This is a genomic window from Salinisphaera sp. SPP-AMP-43 (genome assembly GCF_049568105.1).
Taxonomy (GTDB): domain Bacteria; phylum Pseudomonadota; class Gammaproteobacteria; order Nevskiales; family Salinisphaeraceae; genus Salinisphaera.
This window is the reverse complement of sequence record NZ_CP145335.1, coordinates 1313388-1336164: the sequence shown is the minus strand read 5'-3', so window position 1 is coordinate 1336164 and position 22777 is coordinate 1313388. Positions and strand designations below refer to the sequence as shown.

Genomic DNA, 22777 nt, shown 5'->3' with positions numbered 1-22777 from the left:
GACGCCGACGGAGTGCCGTCGACGTCGCAGGTGCGAGTACTAGAAGTACGTCCGCGGAATGATCACTACATCACCCGGATGCACCGGGACGTTATCGTTGATATTGCCGTTGAGCAGATCCTCGATATCCACATCGTAGGTCTTGCTCTGGCCGTCGACGTGACGCACCAGTTTGGCTCGGTTGCCCGCCGCAAACTGCGTCAGACCGCCAACGTTGATCATGACGTCAAGCAGCGTCATACCAGTTCGATACGGCATCGATTGAGGCTGCGCGGCTTCGCCAACCACTCTGACTTGATCCGAATAGGTGCCATGAAACTGGGTCACGATCACGGTCACCCGTGGATCACGCACATAGGCCGAAAGAGAGCTCGTCAGATTGTCGGCCAACTCGTTTGGCGTCTTATCGGCCGCCTTCATCGACTGCACCAACGGGATCGAAATCTCGCCGTCCGGGCGAACCGGCACCGTCACACTGAGATCCTGATTGTTCCGCACGAAGATCTGTAACTGATCCCCGGGACCAATCCGGTACGTACTACTGGTCGCCTTTTCTTGCAGCACTTTAGGCGGGGCCGATGCGCAACCCGCAACGCCAATGACCGCCAGGAAGACCACGATCCAAGCCAGGTAAAAACGATATCGAAACACTGTGTCATTCCCCCATGGGTCGACGCTAACTTTGTTCGCAAACCGGCCGAAATCGCGTCTGGTCGGTAGGTAGCTGTTGCCGGTCGACAGTCCTGAACTAATGCGGCCGATCGTATAAGACCCCCGCGCTCAACTGGAATATTCAGTTACCAGTCCGATATTGTAAATCAGATATCGGCCAGTTCACTTAAAACATTAAGAATTATTACTGGCTTTGACCGTCCCCTGGCTTAACCGCGAGATCAGTTCGCGGGCACGTTCAGCCTGAGCCTCCGGCAAACCACCAGAAAGCGCCTGATTCAGAAGCTTCTTGGCCCGAACCGTATCATCTGCTTGCGCACGTTTTGATAACGCAGCGCCCAGATGGAAGCGAATCTCAGGCCGGTCGGCGCCCACCTTCGATTCCGCCTGTTCGAGCAGCTCGATCCCACGATTCAGCTGATCGTTATTCACCAGGACCCAGCCCAGCGTATCCGTTATCGCCGGACTGCCCGGCGCATTGGCATGCGCCTTCTGTGCATACGACAGCGCCTGCTGCGGATTCGAGTCCGTCTCGATAACGGCAAGATTATTAAGCGCTACCACCGCATCGCCGTGGCTTGCCAGCACCTTGCGATACATCGCGGCTGCCTTATCGGTTTCATCCTGCGCTTGATACCAACTGGCCAGACGCAAAGCGGTGGCCGCATCATTCGGCGACTGCTCCAACCACTCGCGCAACGGCGCAGCCGGGTCCTCGATATTCCCAGCACGCCGGACGTCGAACAGCGTTTGAGCCAGCCGCGCATTGGGCTTGGCTTCAAAGGCTTTCGAATAGGCGCGATTGGCTTGGGCATAGCGTTTGGCCTGGCGTAGCACATCGCCATCGAGAATATCGGCCTCATGGGCGTGACCGGCGCTGCGTAGCGCCTTCACTTGATCCAAGGCAGCTGCGGTTTGGCCGGCCGAGGCCTGGGCCAGCGCCAGAAAAGCGGCCGCCGGCCAGAAATCGGGCGATTGCTCACGCAGCTCTTTCAAACTCTGGATAGCCTGGTCCGTGCGCCCCTGCGACAGCTGCGCCTTGGCCACATCCAAACTCAAACCGGGCCGGTCTGGCGCTTTTTGCGCAGCCTGCGATAGTGCTTTGATGCCAGCATCGACCTGGCCGCTCGTCAACAGCGTTACGCCTTTGAGCTGAAACCAGTCCGGGTCTTGGCTATGTTGCTTGAGCTGTTTTTCGACCAGCGCCAACGCTTGATCGTGTTGCCCGTTACCGAGATAGGCCCGCGCCAAAGCTTTTGATAGACGCGGAGCTTGCGGCTTCGACTGGACTGCCTGTTTCAGCAGCGCAATCCGATCGTCATCGTTGCCGGCTCGACCATAAAGATCGGCCAGGGCCAGCGTGATATCGACATTGTCCGGCTTTTGGTCATGCAGCGGCTCGAGCAATTCGAGCGCCTGAGCATAGTTACCACGCTGGGTTGCAAGCTGAGTGCGGGCTTGTACGAGCGATTCACTATCGGGATGGCTCTGCTGGGCTTCGGCCAGAATATCGTCTGCCGTATCGTATTCGCCTGCCGCGATATAACTGTCCGCCAACAAGCGCTTAGCGCCGAGGTCGTCGGGATTTTGCTTGACCAGCGTCTTGGCCCGCTGGATGGCGTCGCTCGCGGCGTTATTGGCCAGTGCAATCTGCACCCGAGCCGTCTCAACCTTACGCCGCTGGGCCGCCGTTTTGGGCTGAATCTTTTCGAGGATCGTCTGGGCCGCCGATTCGCTGCCCATCTGCGCCAGCGAACGCGCCAACCCCAACTGGAGTGTCACATCGTCCAACCCGCGCTCGCTGGCATCGCTACTGTTTTGCTGCTGCTCGAGCTCAGCCATCACCTGTTTGAGGGCACCACGAAGGCCGGGCGTATCGGCTTGTTGCTGATACGCTTTTTCGACCAGATCACGAGCCTGATCGTCGCGGTTCTGGGCCATCCAAAGGCCGGCCTGGAGGCGCAACGCGGCCACATTATCCGGCGATTGCTGCAAAACCCGGGTCAGAAACGGCTGTGCATCCTGAGGGCGCCCTTGAGCGATACGCAGCCAAGCCATCAGCGTCATCGCTCGCAGATTACGCGGCTCGACGTTGAGGATGGACTGCACATGGTTGGCAGCTTGCTGATATTCGCCTTGGCGGATATACAGTAGCGACTGCAGATAATTACCGAACGGATTGCTCTGATTCGCCGACAGAACCGTTTGAATATTGCCTTTGGCCGCCTCAACCTGCCCGGTGCGTAGTTGACAGTCCGCCATCAACACCCGGCTCGTCTGAACCTGACTGTTGGACAGAACGCCTTTGCCTACTTTGAGCGCCTGACCAAGATGCTGAATTGCGGGTTCGCAGTGCTGGGTGCGATATTCCACCTGCCCCAGCAATTCCAACGCCCCTGCATCGTTGCCATTGGCGGTCACGGCCTGGCTCAACACCTGACGCGCCGACTGCATATCGCCGCGCTGGACGGCCAACCGTGCCTTGCCGCGTAACGCATCGCTAAGATCGGGTTCGATCGACAGCGCCTGAGCGTAGGCTTTGGCCGCCTGATTTGTTTTCTGCAAGCCTGCTAAAGCATCGCCTTTCAGGCTGATCGCTAACGCTCGCGCATGATCTGAGGTTTGCGAATCGACCTCGAGCGTATCCAAGGCTTGCTGGAATTGGCCACTAGCAACCAGTGCCCGTCCGAAGGGCACAGCGACGCTGGCTTGCGACTGCCCTGCCGAGATCGCTTTACGAAACTGGTGAATCGCATCGTCGAACTGTCTTTCCGCTAATGACGTTCGCCCGAGCAAGGCCCAGGCCTGGCCGTTATCCGGTTGCTTTTGTAGCACCGTTTTCAACTGAACCTCAGCCGCATGGTAATCATGCTTCTGATAATCCTGACGCGCTTTCTCGATTCGCTGTTCGGGGGAACTGGAGCCGCAGCCACCAGCCAACAGCGCCCCGACCATGCAAGTTGATACCATTGCCGCACGCATTGGGCGCGGCCCCGAACGACGATAACTCTTTATCATTTTAGTTACTCAGCTCGATGCGATGCTTGCGCATCAGATCGTATATGGCAGGCCGGGATACGCCAAGCAGGCGCGCAGCCTTCGATATATTGCCATCTGCCAGGCCAAGACTTTTCTCCAGCGCGCCGCGCTCGGCTTCGTCCCGCACCTGCCGCAGATTGAGTTTTACATCCTCGGTTTCGCCCACGAGTTCGGCCAAACCGAGATCGCTGGCATCTAACAATTTGCCATCGGCGAGAATGACCGCACGGTTCACCCGGTGCTCGAGTTCACGAACATTGCCCGGCCAATCATGGCGCTCAATCGCCGATAGAGCCTCGGGGGCGAACCCTCTCAACGACCGGCCATGCTCTTGGTTCGCCTTCTCGAACAAAGACTTGGCGATTGCGATCGCATCGCCTTCACGTTCGCGCAGCGGCGGGATTCGAATGGTTATCTCAGCGATGCGGTAATACAGATCCTCACGAAAATCGCCCTGAGAGATCAAAGTCTGCAAATCGCGATGGGTGGCGCCGATCACGCGTGCATCGACCGGAATCTCATGTCGCCCACCCACTCGTTCAATCACGCGCTCTTGCAGAAAACGCAGCAGCTTGGCCTGCAGATTGGCGGCCATATCTCCGATCTCATCGAGAAAGAGCGTACCGCCTTCGGCCAACTCGACCTTGCCAAGCGTTTGCTTCTGCGCGCCGGTAAACGCGCCTTTTTCGTAACCGAACAACTCGCTTTCCAGCAGATGCTCAGGTATGGCCGCACAGTTGATCGCCACGAATGGCCGGCCCGCCCGCGGGCTCAGACGATGAAGGGCCCGCGCCAAGACTTCTTTGCCGGAGCCGGTATCGCCTTGTAGCAGTGTCGTCGCACTCGTGGGCGCGACTTTTTCGATTTGCCGCACAACACGGCGCATCGACTCGCTGACCGCGATCAGCCCTTCTAGTGGCCGGTCGCTGTCGGTACGCAGCTCTCGATTCTGTCGCTCGAGCTGCCAGATATGAAATGCTCTCTGGATGATCAGCTCGAGCACTTCGATTTCGGCCGGCTTCTGATAGAAGTCGTAAGCACCAGCTGCAATCGCTTTGATGGCGCTTTGTTCGTCGCCGTTACCGGTGACCACGATGATCTTGGTAGCCGGCGCTAGCCGCAGAATATCCGCGAGCGCGCGCATTCCTTCCTCGATACCATCGGCCTCGGGTGGCAACCCCAGGTCGAGCAGCACGACCTGGGGTTCGTGCCGCCGCAGCTGATCGACCGCGCTTTCACGATTCTCGGCAAATACCGGATCGTACTGATCCAGGCTCCAGCGCAGCTGGCGGGTCAATCCTGGATCGTCCTCGACGATCAACAAACGTTCAGTAACCGACTCCATCGATTACGTCCTCCCCTCGTTAGTCATCGGCTCAGCCGACGTATCGGCCACAACCGGCAAAACAATGGTGAAACGGGTACCGTGGCCAGGCGTACTGTCGACAATCACTTCGCCGCCGGAGGCGCGCGCAAAATCCCGCACCTGATAGGCACCGATACCCATACCTCGGGCCGATTTCGTGCTCACGAACGGCTGGAAAAGCGAATCTCGGATAAAGGTCGGCGTCATGCCTTCGCCGTCGTCGGTCACGGTGATCGCGACCGCGCCGTCGCGTGGCTCTGCAGCGATTTCGACCTGGCCGATGGCCCCGGTCGCATCCTGTGCGTTACGTGCCAGATGGCGCAGCATCATGATCAGCCGATCGCGATCGGCATTGATGACTGCTCCCGAGGCCTGACCGCCCCTCACCGGCTCCGGATAAGTCCCGGCGAGCTCCGAAACGACGGCTTCAATGGCCTCATCCACGGCCACCCGCTCCGCTCGCGTCTCTGCCTTGGACACTTTCTGCAACTGGTTTAACAGCCCTCGCATCCGCTTTACCGACATATCGATGGTCTCGATCATGTCGTCGACGAATGCAGGATTGTCCTTATGCTTGGCAGCGTTCTGCAGCATTAACGATTGTTGACTCGCGATGTTTTTAAGGTCGTGCATCAAAAAAGCCGTCAACCGGTTGAAGGCCTCGAACTGACGCGCCTGAGTCAGCGCTCGGTTCGCCTCTTGGTAATCGAGATATACCGCCACCTGCTGCGCGAACGCCTTGAGAAGATCGATCTCCTCCCAACCCAAATCGAACGCAGCCCGGGGCGAGGCCAAAACCATGAATCCGATCAGCCGTTGCTGCCCCACGAGCAGCGGGATCAGCAGGCGGGAACGCTCTAGCTCGACAAACCAATCCGGCAGCACCATCTCGCCGTATTTCGCCGGATTGCCCAGGTATTCCAGACGATCGACCACCCAACCGGTTTCGGCCAAGTAGCTTGCGATCGAAGAGTCGCGCGGCTCGGAAATATCCGCCGCGCCTGCCATGTTCCAGTCAGCCACGCAGACGAAGCGATCCTCCCGATCGAGCCAAAGTGCACCAGCCGGACTATCGACTGGTTGCGCGATCGCTTGAATCGCCCGGTCGTACACATCCAGGTCACCATCATCACGCCCGAGTCGTCGAGTCAGCGATAACCATTGCTCACGGTAGTCGTACCGATAAGGCAGGAGGTGCTTATGCAGCAGCACTCGCGCGTGGCTGCGAACCTGGCCGGACAGCAACAATACCGCCAGAAGCATCGACGCCATGACCGCAAAAAGCAGTGCCGCGAATTCGGCCCAGCTGCTGTCGAAACGGCGAATATAGGTACTGCCGCCGGCCACGATCATCAGATACAAGCCGGCTGCGATCAGCGTACCGGTGCGGAAAATCACGTGATGCGACACGCTGATGCGCGCCGACCATTGCGCATTGCGGGCAGCCGCCAGTGCGATCAACGGTGCCGCTACGGCATTGATCGCACCACGGGCACTCCAGACCGTCAGTGAAATATGGTGAGCCACCAGAGCACCGGTATACATGACGAAGTCATAGATGAAGATCGTCGCCAAGGCCACGCACAAATACTTGACCGCCCAGCGGGCATCGAACCCGCTGGTGCGATAAGTCTGCTCTACAAGCACGAGGCCGAACAGCGACATTGCGACCGCACCCGCTGCAAAGACAATGCTGTGCCCGGTGGCGGGATCCCCCACCCAGGGCGACGCTCGAGCGACGAGCAACGCCAGGATCGTGCTCGGCAGAACGATCGCTACGCCACGAGTCCAACGGTACGCCGAGGCACGCGTATCGACCGGCAATATCCACGCCGCCACGATCAGCCATAACCCGGTACGAATGGTTTCTACAATGTCGAGCGTCGGACCGCTGATCGACGATAATGGCGCTACGATAAGCAGAATGAACCACAGCGCACTGATCGACGTGGCCACCACCAGCCATCGAAAGGCGGCATGCCAAGCTCGCACGACCACGACGATAAACAACGTCAAGGCCACGAACGCCAGCGCTGCAAGCCCATTGGCCAGCAGCCAGAGTTGGGTCACATTCAGGTCAGGAAACATCCGACCGTCTCTTCAGACACCAAGCGCAGGCGACCAAATTAGCGACTACCCTTACGGAACAGCACCACCTCGATAGTGTTCAGCAAAATCAATAAATCCAGGAAGATACTGCGATTTTTCACGTAGTACAGATCAAGCTGAAGTTTGCCGTTAGCATCTTCTTCCGAGGCGCCATACGGATAGCCCAATTGGGCCCAGCCCGTGACCCCGGGTTTGACGCACTCGCGAACACGGTAATATGGCAGGATCGTGGTGAGATGACGCACGAACTCCGGGCGTTCGGGACGCGGCCCAACCAAACTCATGTCGCCAACGAACACATTCCATAGCTGCGGCAACTCATCGATCCGCACTTTACGAAGGACGTGGCCAACCCGAGTCACACGCGGATCATCCTCCGTAGCCCATTGCGGACCCGACAACGACTCGGCGTCGGTGCGCATGCTTCGAAACTTGTAGATGGAATATTCATGCCCGTTCAAACCGACTCGGGTTTGCCGGAACAACACCGGGGCCCTAAGCCCGTCTTCGATCTTGATAGCGACCGCAGCCGCGATCATGAATGGCCAGAGCACCAGCAATAGAACCGACGCCGACACGAGATCGAGCAAGCGTTTCAGCACATTATCGACCGTACCCTGACGAAACCCGTGCGAGAAGATGATCCAGCTAGGCTGGAGCAGTTCGGTTTTGACCTTGCCTGTTTGACGCTCGTAGAACGTCAGCATATCCACGACGTTGACACCCGAAACACGACAATCAATCAATGCATCGGAAGGGAAATTCTGACGTCGATCATCCATGGCGATCACGATTTCATCGATCGCATGCTGCTTGGCGTAATCCGAAAGCGACGTGTCCAGGCGAGCCTGTAGCGAGTCGTTAACTTGGACAGTTTCGCCGTCGATCACGATGCAGCCGACGAGTTTGAATAACGAGTGATCGCTACGTCGACGCATGAACGCCAGCATTTCAGCTGCATTCTCACCGGCGCCGTAAAACAGTACGCGCCAAGGCGCCGAACGCTGGTCCACCGTGGCATGGAAGACCATCTGGGCGGCCCCAACACCAATCAACGAAAAAAGCAGCGAAAGACCGAGAACCCCTCGGCCAAGATAAAGACCGGGCAGTACGTAATAAACGACGATGGCCAGAATGGCACCAAGCGCCAGCGCCGCCAGCACTCGAACCAGCAAGGCGAGGTAGCGGTTTTCGCGCTGCGGGCGATAAACCCCCATGGCACTTAAACAAGCCACGATGATCGCTGCGTACACGAGCGACTTCACGAACATCAAGGGGTAATTATCAATGACCGAAGCGTCCGCCGTGATATAGCGAACGTTGACGGCCGCGAATACCGAAGCAACCAGTAGTACCACGTGCACCGCGCCCAGCAGCACGAACTTAATGTGGACGTGATGGTTAAAAATCCGAAGCGTGTTCATGACTCCCTAAATAATGACGGCGTCCAAAGAATGAACGGCTAATTGAATAACCTGACGTGACTCGGCCGGCATACTAACGATGGTTTGCGTAACGCGAACCAAACGCGGCATCCGTCTCGAACGATTTTCTTGAGAACGCCCCCAAACCTCTGGCGCCATGCTATCGCAAAACAATCGCCCAATGTCCGCATTGCGTAAATTTTTTCGACATTTTTTTCGATAATAACGGTTACTCCCCGTCTTGGGCCCGAACGCTAAAGAGAGCCGAGAGACCACCTCCAGACCCTATGCGCAACCCCAAGAAATCGAAATATTTCTTTTATAAACATACACTTACGTAGAAAACAAAATTGTCCAAAGCAACCCCGGGGCTAATCGACAGATCGTAGCCGAACAAAACGTTAAAATAAATTTCTTTCAAAACAGCGTTTTACAACCAAAGCCCAAACTGCAAAGTTTTACGACAGATTAGACGGTTTAAAGAGCGCTACAGCGCTTTAACCAGCCGACCTGCCTGAACGTTACGCAATAAAAAAGCCCTTGGCGCAAACCAAAGGCTTTAATTCGAGACACTGAGAGCGCCTCGCTATTTTGCTTTTCTCGCTATATAGCGACTAGTCAGCGAGCGGTTTAGCTTCTTTCCGAGCGCCGCCGGCGCGCTGCGGCACCCATTCCGATCATCGCAAGGCCAAGACCGAACATGCCCCAAGTCGCCGGCTCAGGCACATCTTGACGACTACTCCAGCCGCCTACGCCGTTACCGTCTCCAAAGGAGCCGCCTTGGTAATGATGACCATTATAAGACAACAAATACCCAGCTCCTTCAGGGGCGGACTGTGTATTGGTTGCTAACGCCGCTGGCGCCGCGGCAGCACATACTGCAACCAGAGCGCAGCGTGCTGCGATGCTGGCAAAACGAGGCTTTAAGGCGATTTTGTTTTTCATTGAAAAACTCCGCTCCGCACGAAGGTGCATTAACGATTCCTACGATATAGCAATCAGATCGATTATCCAAGCTCTTTTTAGCGTAACTTGCCGCCATCGGTCGGGGCGCTCAAAAGCTGTTTCGTTTGCCGACAATTCATCGATGCTCACTATCCATACGCTACTTGCCAGCTCGTCGTGCCAAATCGGCCACGATGCGCCCAGCAGTCTGGCCGTCCCACAGCTCAGGGCGGCTTGCTGTATAACAGCACTCACCTTTCAGCACAGCCTGAGCCGCCGACAACAACTCGCTCGCGCCGATCAAGCGATTGCTGCCCTGCTCCACCGTAATCGGACGCTCAGTTGTCGGGCGAACGGTCAAACATGGAATGCCAAGATAGGTGGTCTCTTCTTGCATCCCACCGGAGTCTGTAATCGTCAGGGCCGCGCCGGTGACAAGGTTCATGAAATCGATATAGCCTTGGGGCTCGATCAGGCGCATACCACTGGCTGCCTGCAACCGCTCCAAGAGCGCGTGCTGCTCGAGCCGATTCCGCGTTCGCGGATGTACCGCAAAAACGAGCGTCACCTCTGTGCTGAGTCGTACTAACGCTTCAACGAGCGTTTCGAGCGTCTCCGGGCTGTCGACATTACCCGGACGATGCAGGGTCACGACCGCATACTCTCGTACCGAGAGTCCGAGTTCGTCACGCTTACCCTGGCTTTCGATACGCCCACGCATCAACTCGAAGGTATCGAGCATGATGTTGCCTACGAACTCGATACGCTGTTCCGCGATGCCTTCGGCGGCCAGGTTCTCGTTCGCGTCAATCGACGGCGTCCATAGCACGTCGGCAATGGCATCGGTGAGAATCCGGTTGATCTCTTCCGGCATGTAGCGATCGCGACTGCGTAGCCCGGCTTCCAAATGTGCCACGGGAATATGCAGCTTGCTGGCCGCCAAGGCACAGGCGATCGTGGCATTCACATCGCCGACAACGATGGTCCAATCGGGTCGATCGGCCAAACATGCCTGCTCGTAAGCCATCAAAGTCCGGCCAGTCTGCTCGGCATGGGTCCCCGAACCAATTCCGAGATGAAGATCTGGCTTAGGCAAATCAAAGTCGGCGAAAAAAGCATCCGACATATTGGCGTCGTAATGCTGTCCAGTATGAACCAGTCGCACTTCACACCACGGCTGTGCCGATAAAGCGTGGAACAGCGGCGCAACCTTCATAAAATTGGGTCTCGCCGCCGCAATCAAATCAATTTTTTTAGGCACTTTGGTCCTATCGCTTTCCTGTCGAGTATTTCACAACGATATAGGCCAAACCGGGTCGACCCACGAACTCTTCATAACCAAATGACATCCATGGCGCGGTTACCTTGAGTTAAAGGCAGATAGCCTAACAGCACTTCATCTCATTGCTTAGCTCTATACCTCGAAGATTTGGAGCACTTCTATTTCTGTTCAATGATGCGCCATGCCAAACCCAATAATATTGGATTATTGCTTGGACTTTTTAACCGTTTTCCAAGCGACGCCAAATAGCTATATCCAACTCATGATAACTCACCAAAGTGATGCCATGAGTAAGCGAGCAATAGGTGATACTTTCAAGCAGGCGTAACGCTTGCATGGCTTGCCCCGTAGCAACTGTCTATGACGCTACGCTGGCGCTTTATTTACACTGCCTGTAACTCATGACAGACCAGCTTACGCTGGCAACCAAACCGGCGTTCAGCAGGGCTTTAAACACCCCTGCGAATGGCGCCCAACCCTGAATAATCTTGAGCTTCGCCCCTATCTAACCGAGCGGGGTACAACAGCGAAGTTAGGGTAATCTGAATAATCCGGTTTCGTTTTACGCTTCTCGAAAACCCTCCAAGCCTTATGCCCGTCGGGCAAGTCAGTATCGGCAGAAACAGCCAGCGCAATCTGAAGATTCGATGGAAAGCCAGTTGGCGAGTGTGGATACCCTTTCATCTCACCCGCCGATAAAGGGTCATCCGATGCCGACAATTGGTTCGCCATAGCTTGAGAGGCACATTCGAGGCCGTTCAATCGCGGAAACGAATTTTCATAGACTTCCGATAGGGTTGTATAGATTGGCGAATCTTTCTCGTCGCGCACTTTCAGCTTGTATGCGGAAGCTGCGACCCAGCAGAAGCCGTTTTTATCCCCGTCTTCAGCAGAAGTCATTAACCCGATATGAAAAACCGAGAGCCAATCCCTAAGCCTTTGTGCACCCGGCACGTCTTGTTCAGCTGCGTGCCCTGCCGCCCAAGTAAAAAAATCAGCTTGCCAAGGCGGGATGCTTGTATCGGCCGAAGAGCCAGAAGCATAATGAATGGCCCCAAATCCATCCAACGTATGTAGTTCATGGCCGGTATCGTCGACATAGTTGGCCAGATAATCCTGAACAATATAGTCAATCTGATTAACGAAATAAGATTTCATCGGATCGTCGTCTGGGGTAGCAAACGCAGCATCCGATATCGAGCGCAGGTTCCAAGCTTGGCTACGAACTTGCTGATACGCTCTGAGAAGACGTCCTTTATCGGTATTTCGATAGCCAGGATTAGCCCAAAGCTCAATATAGCTCGCAGTGAACTGCAACTCTTCTAAATAATAAAAATCGCCCGTAACCAGGTATGGAACATAGCCAATCGAGGGATGATGGGCCATATCGAAATGGTTAGGATTACTGCACGTGGTTTCACAGGATGGCAGCAGATCTCGCTCATAACTGCCGCCTGCCCGCCGTGCCCAGTTCAAACCCGCGATAGTGATATACGGATAGTCTACGATCGTAACCGGCCGTCCCGAGTGACTATCTCGATAGTGAAAGCTGTAGCTTCCCACAGCATCGTCGTTCGCCAACATCCAGTTGAAGGCGCGGCGATCGCCTGAAACGACAAAAGTCGATGTCCAACGGGGCAAGGGCCCAATCCCTGCCTGCGCTCCAGTAGCGCCCATATCAGGAGTCTGATCTCCATGATGCATCGGCATGACTTGTTGACGCACCGAATCTAAAAAATCTTCAGACGGCGACAGGTCCGCATAGTTGGATATGGCACCGGTTGATTGGAGGTATTTCACCGATGGCTCGACATACAGCTCCGGCGCCGACCGGGTCCAAAGTACGTGATGCCAACGTGTTTGGCTGTAGTGGGTCAGGCCGTCAACACTATACTGGTTGTCGCCAACCGCAATATGGGCCGAATAACTGACGTTATTCGGTTTAATAGCATAGGTGAGATCGTTCTCTATAACCGAATCGACTCGTACGTTGGCGATGCCGCCAGACGTGCCACGATAGGCCCGCACATTGAAGTAGACTCGTAAACGCGGCGTGTCCGCATTACCTGTAGTCAAGGTCGCTGGCACGATCCATTCACTGGCCAATCCCCCGGCCAGCCAACGTTTGCAGCTGGCCTGCCCCCACGCTGAACAGCTGCCAAGTTGAGCCACACGTTCTAGAGCACGGCGTGCATCGGCTGTATAGGTCGTGCCGTTCTGGCGCACGCGAACCTCAGCACTGAAGTTCGTACCCAGCAGATCGTTAATCGTGAGCGTCTTAAAGCCGCTATTCGACGCGCGACCCACCGCATATAGTTGTACCCGCTGGCTGCCGCCTGATGTCAAAGCCGGGGCCTGGATCGTGATCACGGCATGTCGCAACGAGCCACTCGACCAAGTTGCTTTTCGATCGACTTGGGTCGGCACGGTCGAACCGTCGATAACGGCCACGACATGCTGTGCCCTTGCAACATCGCCATCGGCGAATACTTGGCCGAAGCTGACATTTTCGACGCCCGTAGCAGCTTGGCCCTGGTTATGAATTACGACATCCGTTATGTACTCGGATGGAGCCGGCTCGCCGTCAGAAACCGCGCTATCATCATCATTCTCGTTGCCTGCTTCACCCACGCCCAGGTTCGTATCATCGCCATTCGACCAGGATGCATCGTCCTCGGATGAACCGTCGGCCACATCGGATGCCCCATCGTCTTCATCGACGTTAGTTGAGCCGCCACCGTCGGATGGCCTGATCGTCTGCTCTGGTATCGGATCGTTGTCCGAGCTGTCCGACGAATTGGCTTGATCGGGCGACGTTTGGTCATCGCTCGAACTCGCATTCTGATTGGATGGCTCGCTCGTGCCGCTCGAAGCAGTGTCGCTCTGATCCGAGCCGGAACCTTCTTCGTTATCACTGTCGGAGGAGTTGCCGACACTGGCGGTTTGGCTACTGGAAGAGGCTTTTTCGTCGGAGCCTCCGCCGGATCCGTTACAGCCGGCAAACGCGACCAAAGAAAACAGGCAGACACACGTTCCCACTAAACGACACAACATGGACCGGGTCCCTCATTGAGTGAGGATTCCGTCGCGAGCGCAAATCAGACGACACAACGCGGAATCTTGAAAAAAATCCAAAATTCGCCGTCTGGTTTGACCCAGCGGCAACCCGGCGGTCTTGGCACGCGTCAACGTGCTTTAGATCCGTGGCTTTGCGTCACTGTCTTTCGACAGTTTTGCCTTTGTCCTGAGATATCAGTTTCGAAAAAATGCCGACTGCCACGACCGGTCAGCCGTTCAAGGCGATCCCCCAAAGCACCGCTAGATCGCGGCAGAGAAAACGCTTCACACCGCATCCTCGTGATTTATTCATCTGCGCGGCGAGCCCTACATGGGTTTTAAATACGTTGGGCCTGGCACACTTTCACATCGAGGACGACCGAAGCTTCCGGTCATTTCTCGAAGGTTAGTATAGAAGGAATATCGATACGCCAATCGACGATAAACGGCCAATCATGCCGCTTTATCAAACGATCGTGGTTTGAGTCGAAGTTTGGCGCAGTCAGCTGTGACCGGTCGCCCTGTTTCGCCCGATACCGGGTCTGGAACTTTCAAGCAAAAGCTGAAAAAGTGAGGACCAACGAAAAGGTGGGCGGCGCAGATTCGGGGCCGTACTCCAGGCACGCCACAGGATACAGGATCGGTTGGCTCAACTCGCAGCGCATATATTCGGGGCCGACTCTTGACGAGCGCTGATCGAGCTCACCCGGTCAGCGACTCTCGAGTAGACCTTGCAACGTGCAAGCCACCGGCGTCGCGCCGACCGCTTTCTTGCTTTCAATCCCGGTATTTCGAGAGCCGGATAGTACAGGCCATACCGCGGGTCGCGGCCACCTATAGCCGCAACCCTCCCACGCCTTTGACGGGTTCTTTAATCGGACTGGATTGCTCGATACTCGCCACTCGTCTGGGTCGCCAGGCTGACGAGATAAATCGCCGCCCAGGAAACGATGAAACCTGGAATGATCTCGTATACGCCCGGCCCGCCTAAGAAACTGGCGTTCCAGCCCAGCAGGATCCACACAATCACGGCGATCGCGCCGGCAACCAACCCCGCGACTGCCCCACTCCCCGACATACGCGACCAAGTGAGCGACAGAATCACCAACGGCCCGAAAGCCGCACCGAACCCCGCCCAGGCATGGCTGACTAATCCCAATACCTGAGAATTAGGATCGCTCGCGATGAAGGCAGCAACGATACCTACCAGCAACACGCTCAAGCGGCCCACCAGCACGCTTTCCTTTTCAGTCGCTTCTTTACGTAGAAACAGCCGATAGAAATCTTCGGTCAATGAGGATGAAGACACCAGAAGCTGGCTCGAGATCGTACTCATGATCGCTGCCAATAGGGCGGCGTATAAAAATCCTGTGATCAGCGGGTTGAACAGCAGGTTGGCCAAAACGATGAAAATCGTTTCGGGATCCCCCACGTCCAAGCCATTGCGGACCGCATAAGCGCGGCCGAACACGCCCAGACTGATAGCGCCGGCCAGCGAAATCGCCATCCACGTCATCCCGATATTACGGGCCTTGGGCACTTCCGAAACAGAACGAACCGCCATAAAACGCACGATGATGTGCGGCTGACCGAAATACCCTAGCCCCCAGGTCACAGCCGAGAAGAATCCGATAACGGACAGGCCGTTCGTCCAGGACAGAAAATTGGGATCAACCTGCGCCAAGGTTTGAGACGCTTGATCGAAACCGCCGCCGCCGCTGCCGAACAGCACCACCAGCGGCATAATGATCAGAGCCAGCATCATAATGCAGCCCTGGACGAAGTCAGTCAGGCTGACCGCAAGAAAGCCGCCCACGACGGTATACGTGAGCACGATACCCAGAGTGACCCAGACGCCGACCGAGTAATCGCTAAAAGACCCGGCGCTGATCACCCCGCCGAAGGCACTGGTAAAGAGTTTCCCCCCCGCGACCAGCCCCGAAGCAGTGTAGACCGCGAAGAAAAGCACGATGATGATCGCGGAAACCGTTCTAAGCGCGAAGGCTTTGCTGGGGAAGCGGTTCGACAGAAACTCGGGGATCGTCAAACTGTTGTCGTAGCGTTCCGTCTGCTCACGCAAGCGCGGCGCCACAACGATCCAATTGACCAGTGCGCCAACAAACAGCCCGATGCCGATCCAAGCCTCGACGAGACCGGATGCATAGAGCGCGCCTGGCAAGCCCAAGAGCAACCAGCCGCTCATATCCGAGGCCCCGGCGGACAGTGCTGCCACAGCCGGACTGAGATTACGCCCCCCCAACATATACTCTTCCGAGGAAGAGGTGGACTTGCGCCAGGCATAGAAGCCGATGGCCAGCATCAGAACAAAGTAAAGGATCAAACTGATCCAAACGCCGATTGCCATACTGCCCCCTTCCTAAGGATTTATATTTGCCCCTGTTCGTACTCTACCCCTTCCTCCGAGAATAGCCAGCCTCGCCCGGATATCGGGATTTGACCCCGACGAAGCCGGCTGACCAGCCGGCCGCACCTGTCCTTGATCGTATTCGACGAATAAGCCGGTTCCATAGCAGCAAGGTTCAAGGACACAACCAAGCGCTTCATGCCCACCATCGCTGGTCTTTGGAAGTTGGCCCTTACGGCGTTCGTCGATCGGTGGGCAAAAGCACAGCTAAGCCTTCGAGAGTCCGCTGGAGGGCACCTCGGTGGCGTTCTACCGTCGCTCTAACCGCTCGGCCATCGCGCAGCGCGGTCTCCGGGCAGGCCAGCCAGTTCGTTAGAACGCGTTCGAGCGAGACCGCATCCGGAGCGACAACCGCTCCACCAGCCGTGGTCAAATCCCGGAGCGGCTCTCGCCATTCACGAACATGTGGCCCGGTGACGAAGGGACAGGCGATGGCTGCTGGCTCGATCACATTATGGCCACCGACTCCAGGCGTCAGACTGCCACCGACAAACGCCACGTCGGCCAGCGCATAGAACAGCGGCAGCTCGCCGAGCGTATCGACCAGAACAATATCGGTGGCCTCGTTCACCGAGTCCGCCAGGCTGCGCCGAGCTAGACGCCAATCCCCCGCCTCGATCAGGCCTGCCACGTCGTCGAAGCGCTGAGGATGGCGCGGCACGATAACCAATAAAAGTGTCGGATGGCGCCTGCGTAGCCGCGCAAAAACCGTCAGCAGCTCGTCTTCCTCGGGCGCATGGGTGCTAGCTGCCACCCAAACCGGACGCTGATCGGCGTGCCAGGTCCGACGCAGCTGTCTGGCCTCGCGGTGACGCCCTTCGTTTACCGGCTGGTCATACTTTAGGTTCCCGGTAACGGCGACTACACCACCTGCTGCGCCGAGGGATTCAAACCGATCGGCATGCGCCGGTTCCGCGGCCCCAATAAACGCGAAGCAGGACAGCATAGCTTTGAGCGCTGCGGCGATCACCGGCCGCGCATAGTTCGCTGCCGAGCGTTCGGACACGCTGGCATTCACCAGGGCCAACGGCGTACCGGTGCGGTTGGCCGCCATAATCAGATTCGGCCAAAGCTCGGTTTCTACGAAAATGCCGAGACTTGGACGAATCCGGGCGATGAATCGCCGAGTTGCCCCCGGAGTATCGAGTGGCATATAGGCAATCGTCGCTTGGTCGCCGAATCGACGTATCGCTTCGGCTCGGCCGGTTGGCGTCATCGTCGTGACGAGTAACGATCGGTCTGGCCGACGCTCGACCAAGGCCGCCACCAGAGACGTCGCCAGTACGACTTCGCCTACCGAGGCTGCGTGAATCCATATCGGATGGTCTAGATAGACAGCTCCGCGACCGAGCCGCTCCTGCCAATGTCGTCGATAATCCGGCTCTCGACGCCCACGCCAAGCGAAGTAAGCCAAGACGAACGGCAACGCAAGGCGCGTCGCAAGGCCGTAGGCGGCCTGCCACATCAGGCGCCTACGCTGGCCATAGTGGGCATCAGCTCCCGTCTACTCGTCGGCATGCATGCGCTCGACAATCGCGCTCGTTGAGTAGCCTGCCAAGAAATCCAGGACCCGGACTTCGCCACCAGCCGCACGAACACATTCACCGCCAGCGATATCCTCCACTCGGTAATCACCGCCTTTGACCAAAACGTCGGGTAACAACCGACAAATCAGGCGCTCCGGGGTATCTTCAGCAAACGGCACCACCCAGTCGACCGCCGACAAACCACGCAAGACCTGCATGCGGTGCTCCAGATCATTGAGCGGCCGCCCCTGGCCTTTGAGCCGGGCAACGGATGCGTCATCGTTGACGGCCACGACCAACCAGTCTCCCAGCGCCCGGGCCGCCTCCAGATAAGCAATATGTCCAGGATGCAGCAGATCGAAACAGCCGTTGGTCATGACCACCCGTTCACTACGGGCTTGCGCCTGGCTGAACCAGTCAGCGAGCGTGTCTTCATCTACGACGCCACGCCCCGCAGCACGCTGTGCCCGAGCGGCATACTGCAACTCGGCCGGCGATACACTCGCAGTACCGAGCTTGCCGACCACCACCCCAGCGGCCAGATTGGCCACGGCTGCAGCCTCGCCCAGACTCAGCCCGGCGCCGAGCCCAGCGCCAACCATGGCGATTACCGTATCGCCCGCGCCGGTTACATCGAACACCTCGCGAGCCTGAGTCGGCAAGTGCAGATCCCCCGCGGCACTGAACAGATTCATGCCCTTTTCACTACGGGTAATCAGAAGCGCCCCCAGATCCAATGCCTGCCGGGTTTCGGCCGCGCGTCGCGCCAGACTGGCCTCAACATCAGCCTCGGAATCGGCGGGCTGGAAGCCAGCATACGCCTCGAACTCGGCCGCATTGGGCGTGATCAGGCTTGCTCCAGCATAGCGTTGCCAGTCGCGGCCCTTGGGATCGACAAGCACCGGCTTGCCGGCTTCGCGTGCCAACCCGATGATCTCAGACACATCCGCGAGCGTACCCTTGCCATAGTCCGAACAGATCACGACATCGATAGCGTCCAGCGCGGCTCGACATCGCTCAAGCAAAGCCTGTCGGTCGAATGCACCGCCAAGCGCGAAGGATTTTTCAAAATCCAGCCGGATCAACTGCTGGCTTCGGCTGATCACCCGCAGCTTGGCAATCGTCGGATGCCCGGGGCTGATCACCAAATCAGTCGCGATACCGGCATCGTGCAACAGCGTCTGCGCAGCCTCGGCTGGCTCATCGGCGCCGACCACCCCGATCAACGTCGTACTGGCCCCGACGTGCGCCAGATTCAAAGCCACGTTGGCCGCCCCGCCCAGCCGACGCTCTTCGTCGCCGATGCGCACCACCGGCACTGGCGCTTCCGGCGAAATCCGCCCGGTATCGCCATACCAATAGCGATCGAGCATGATGTCGCCGATAACCAGGACACGGGCTTCGGCAAACGACGGGATCGAATCCATCCAGGCTTTCTTCGCAGGGTTATTTCGCGCATGATACAAAGCCCTGCGCATGCTGTGTAGCGCGCAGCCCCGGTTTGATCATATGAGCAAGCGGCCGGCCGCGCCGGCGGCCTGCGTAAGGCTGGATGACTGCTTCGACGACCGACACCGATTCGCCTGCTCGCCTCATCTCGCCGCGCTACTGGCCCAGCTGGCTGCTCATGAGTCTGGGCTGGCTGCTCAGCCAACTGCCCTACCGATTGCAGATGTGGCTCGGCGCCAAACTCGGCCGCCTGGCCGCTTATATCGTGCCGACCCGCCGGCGGGTCGCCGAGATCAACCTGCAGCTCTGTTACCCCCAGCTTTCGGACGATCAGCGCCGCGAACTACTGAAAGACCATTTCCGCTCGGTCGGACGCGGGGCCCTGGAAACCGGCATCTGCTGGTGGGGCCGCCAGTCCAAGGTCGATGCGCTGGCGCATATCGAGGGGTTGCAGCACCTCGAGGACGCTGCCATGCGCGGCCGTGGCATCATCTTGTTGTCGGCGCATACGACATCGCTCGAACTGGGCGTGCGTATGGCCCAGAAATACATGTCGGAACTGGGATTTTCGACGACCGCCATGTACAAACCGCCGCGTGACCCAGTGGTCGACCGGGTCATGCGCACCCGGCGCGAAGCGCATATCGGCGGCTCCAGTATTCCAGCCAGCGACGTCGTCGCCCTACTGGCCGCGCTCAAACGCGGCGAAGCAGTCTGGTATGCCGCCGATCAGAAAGCCGGAAAACGGGTCAGCGTGCTGGTCGATTTTTTTGGCCAACCCGCCCGTACTCACGTCGCAGTCAGCCGTATGGCCAAGATGACCCGGGCCACGGTCGTTCCGTTTTTCACCCTGCGCCGGGCCGACGGCCGCGGCTATCGCCTGATCGTCAAACCGCCGCTGAGCGACTTTCCCAGCGGCGACGAAACCGCCGATGCACGCCAGATTAACCAGATCATCGAAACGGTGGTCGCCGAAGACCCGGCCCAGTACTTCTGGCTGCACCAGCGTTTCAAACGCAAGGGGTTCGATCCCTACGCGCCGTCGAAGGCCTCGTCGTAACCCTCGCGTAGCGCGGCCCAGTCGGCTTCGGTGAAATAAAACGGCCTCCAGCGCATCGCGAACTTGTCGAGGGAACGGCGCAAGCGTTTGAGATTCGCCTGTCGCCACGCTCCGTCGCGGCGAAACCGTGCGCGGTCGAAATCGATCAGATGAAAACGACTCTGGCCATCGATGAGCACGTTGCGTGCATTCAGATCAGCGTGCCACACCCCGTGGCCATGTAGCTCGGCCAACACTCGGCCCAGGCTGCGCCAGTTTGCTGTTGCGAGCCGCGCCCGAGCCAGCTGGTCGGCCAACGGGGTCGAATCGACAATGCGTTCGGTGATCAGGTCGGCCCGATAAGCCAGGCCAGCGCAGCGGACCGCCTGGGCGGCTATCGGGCACGGCACCGCAAGCCCCAGGCTCTGGAGCCGTATCAACATGTCGAACTCGCGCATTGGACGACAATGCGCGTTAAGCCAACCGATATATCGATCGGCATTGAAGTGGGCGACCAACCCCCCCCGGCGATAATGCCTGAGCACCCAGTGTGCGTCGGCTTGTCCGGCGATAAAAAGAGCCTGCCCGCGCCCTATACCCTGGCCTTCGACGCGCCCGGCTGCCTGCCAAGCATGGGGATCGAAAAAACCTGGATCCGGACAGGCTTGGCCGAGCAAGGCCTGGTTCCATACCACCCGTCGGTCACCATCGTGATATCGGCCGATCGAACCGGGTCGGTCGAGTTGGGATGCAGCGGTCATTGCAGATATGGTCGCACAATCGCATTCGGGTTTGACGCTCGCACAGCATGTACGATCTCGACGAGATGGGTTGTTCGCTTTCTATTTCCTTATAAGCTGATGTATCAAGATTGCGTTAATGCCCAGCCGCACCGGGCCTGCTGCGAGATTTTATGAGTTACGGCACCGTTTTCTGCGCCGATTTCGCCGATTATCCGTTCATGCACGAAGCGGCTATGGACTTGGCTGATCAGGCCCGACTAATCGTCGGCGGCCAGGGCCGCACCACACGCCAGCCCACCGACGCATCGCTGGATCGTTATGAATATTTCGACTGGCGGCACTACTTCCGCCTGGCCGACTTCGAGCACAAGCTCGATCCCACCGCCGTCGTCGAACCCGAACGTCTTAAAGCCTACGAGCCGGCCCAGCATCGTTTCCTGCGTTCTCTGGACCGTGTATTTCTAGTCCCAGAGGCCGAAGCCGTCCAGGAACGGCTGTTCTACGGGCTGGTCAACGCTTTCGAAGCCTGGCTGGCCCGGGCACCGCGTCCGCTTACGGTATTTTTCGCCCATACCCCGCACTTTCCATGGCATCTGGTGTTTCACCAGGTCTGTCGCGTCAACCGGATCCCGGTCTACATTTTTCGCACCACCCAGATCGCCGATGCCGTTCTGCTCGATGCTGATCTATCGGTTTCAAGCCAGGACTGGGTGCGCCCAGTCACCCCGATCGATCCCACCTGGGTGATGGATCAGGCCTGGGCGCGTTCGCCGCGCATGGCCAATTCCGTATCGATCAACGAGCGTGCCGGGCGCCATGCGCGCAAGCGGCTCGGTTTTTTTCGCTGGAGCGCGATCGTCTGGCGCTACTTCCGCGATCGCCGCTATCTCGCGCATCGCCACTATCATCGTCTGGGCTGGCGCGCGATCGTGGCCGCAGCACGGCGACGCCATCGCCAACGCCGGGCCGATCTCGCCTATCTCGATCGTCATGCCGCCCAACAGGCCCCGAGCGGACGCTATGCCTACTTCGGCCTGCATTATCAGCCCGAGCGCACGACAGTGCCCGAGGCCGGCTATTTTCATGATCAGATTCGCGCAATCCGCATCCTCGCGGCCTCACTACCTGCCGGAATGACTCTGGTAGTAAAAGAGCATCCGCGCCAACTCGGCGACCGACGGCCCTCGCTGCGTCGGTTGCATGCCGTGCGCACACCGCTGTATGAAGCGATTCGACGGATTCCCAATGCGGTGCTGGTTCATGCCTTCGTCAACTCGGCGACCCTGATCGGCGGGGCGAAGCTCACGGCCTCCTGCACCGGCTCGGCGATCTTTGAAGGCATGCAGGCCGGCATTCCAGGTCTGACGTTTGCACGCACCTGGCATTCGGACTGCCCCAGCGGGCCGTTCTGTGCCGATGCCCAAAGCGTGGCCGCGACCGTGCCGCAGCTGCTGGCCAAATCGACCGACGAAGTGCGCGCCGACTATCAGCAGTTCCTGATCGATCATGCGCCATGGTGGTTTCTCGGTGCCAACGATGATCGCGCCGTAGCGCGTTCGGCCTTTACCCGCGAGCAACTGCGACACTCGGTCGCCGAAGTGCTGCGCAACCTGACCATCGACGACAGCGCCGAATCGACAGGCGTGCGCCTGGCCCGAGACAACACCCGCAGCGAGCGCTCAGCATAAACCACGCACATTA

General features: G+C 58.0%; 14 protein-coding genes and 1 riboswitch. Of the genes, 2 read left to right on the top strand and 12 right to left on the bottom strand.

What is annotated here, in order from left to right; genetic code table 11:
- Positions 1-39: 39 nt before the first annotated feature.
- The 11 genes from V5738_RS05720 to hldE all read right to left on the bottom strand — a co-directional run bounded on the left by V5738_RS05720 (position 40) and on the right by hldE (position 19272).
- Complete coding sequence (locus V5738_RS05720; RefSeq protein ID WP_423823451.1) at positions 40-651, bottom strand: XrtA/PEP-CTERM system exopolysaccharide export protein; 612 nt, start codon at positions 649-651, stop codon at positions 40-42.
- A 195-nt stretch (positions 652-846) separates the two neighbouring features.
- The gene (prsT, locus tag V5738_RS05715; RefSeq protein WP_423823450.1) at positions 847-3627 is read right to left on the bottom strand and encodes an XrtA/PEP-CTERM system TPR-repeat protein PrsT; all 2781 of its coding nucleotides are present in this window, start codon (positions 3625-3627) and stop codon (positions 847-849) included.
- A 64-nt stretch (positions 3628-3691) separates the two neighbouring features.
- Positions 3692-5056 (bottom strand): PEP-CTERM-box response regulator transcription factor, encoded by a 1365-nt coding sequence (gene prsR / locus V5738_RS05710; protein ID WP_423823449.1) that lies wholly within the window; start codon positions 5054-5056, stop codon positions 3692-3694.
- A 3-nt stretch (positions 5057-5059) separates the two neighbouring features.
- Positions 5060-7165, bottom strand: a complete 2106-nt coding sequence (gene prsK, locus V5738_RS05705) for an XrtA/PEP-CTERM system histidine kinase PrsK (RefSeq protein WP_423823447.1) — start codon at positions 7163-7165, stop codon at positions 5060-5062.
- A gap of 38 nt (positions 7166-7203) precedes the next feature.
- A complete protein-coding gene (locus tag V5738_RS05700) occupies positions 7204-8610 on the bottom strand; it encodes a TIGR03013 family XrtA/PEP-CTERM system glycosyltransferase (protein WP_423823446.1) in 1407 nt (468 codons plus the stop codon).
- A gap of 630 nt (positions 8611-9240) precedes the next feature.
- Positions 9241-9555 (bottom strand): PEP-CTERM sorting domain-containing protein, encoded by a 315-nt coding sequence (locus V5738_RS05695; protein ID WP_423823445.1) that lies wholly within the window; start codon positions 9553-9555, stop codon positions 9241-9243.
- A gap of 160 nt (positions 9556-9715) precedes the next feature.
- Positions 9716-10816: a non-hydrolyzing UDP-N-acetylglucosamine 2-epimerase gene (wecB, locus tag V5738_RS05690; protein ID WP_423823444.1), complete on the bottom strand. Its 1101-nt coding sequence runs from the start codon at positions 10814-10816 to the stop codon at positions 9716-9718.
- Between the two features lie 522 nt (positions 10817-11338).
- Positions 11339-13891: a hypothetical protein gene (locus tag V5738_RS05685; protein ID WP_423823443.1), complete on the bottom strand. Its 2553-nt coding sequence runs from the start codon at positions 13889-13891 to the stop codon at positions 11339-11341.
- A gap of 103 nt (positions 13892-13994) precedes the next feature.
- Positions 13995-14085, bottom strand: a riboswitch (cyclic di-GMP riboswitch).
- Between the two features lie 680 nt (positions 14086-14765).
- Positions 14766-16259, bottom strand: a complete 1494-nt coding sequence (gene putP / locus V5738_RS05680; protein WP_423823442.1) for a sodium/proline symporter PutP — start codon at positions 16257-16259, stop codon at positions 14766-14768.
- Between the two features lie 232 nt (positions 16260-16491).
- Positions 16492-17784, bottom strand: a complete 1293-nt coding sequence (locus V5738_RS05675) for a 3-deoxy-D-manno-octulosonic acid transferase (RefSeq protein ID WP_423823441.1) — start codon at positions 17782-17784, stop codon at positions 16492-16494.
- Positions 17785-17823: 39 nt separating this feature from the next.
- Complete coding sequence (hldE, locus tag V5738_RS05670; protein ID WP_423823440.1) at positions 17824-19272, bottom strand: bifunctional D-glycero-beta-D-manno-heptose-7-phosphate kinase/D-glycero-beta-D-manno-heptose 1-phosphate adenylyltransferase HldE; 1449 nt, start codon at positions 19270-19272, stop codon at positions 17824-17826.
- Positions 19273-19397: 125 nt separating this feature from the next.
- Here hldE and V5738_RS05665 point away from each other — a divergent pair, with 125 nt between their 5' ends.
- A complete protein-coding gene (locus V5738_RS05665) occupies positions 19398-20354 on the top strand; it encodes a lysophospholipid acyltransferase family protein (protein ID WP_423823439.1) in 957 nt (318 codons plus the stop codon).
- Here the strand turns inward: V5738_RS05665 and V5738_RS05660 are convergent.
- A complete protein-coding gene (locus tag V5738_RS05660) occupies positions 20327-21094 on the bottom strand; it encodes a 3-deoxy-D-manno-octulosonic acid kinase (protein WP_423823438.1) in 768 nt (255 codons plus the stop codon). The two genes, V5738_RS05665 and V5738_RS05660, sit on opposite strands and share 28 nt — an antisense overlap.
- A 152-nt stretch (positions 21095-21246) precedes the next feature.
- Here V5738_RS05660 and V5738_RS05655 point away from each other — a divergent pair, with 152 nt between their 5' ends.
- Positions 21247-22764: a hypothetical protein gene (locus V5738_RS05655; protein ID WP_423823437.1), complete on the top strand. Its 1518-nt coding sequence runs from the start codon at positions 21247-21249 to the stop codon at positions 22762-22764.
- Positions 22765-22777: the final 13 nt, after the last annotated feature.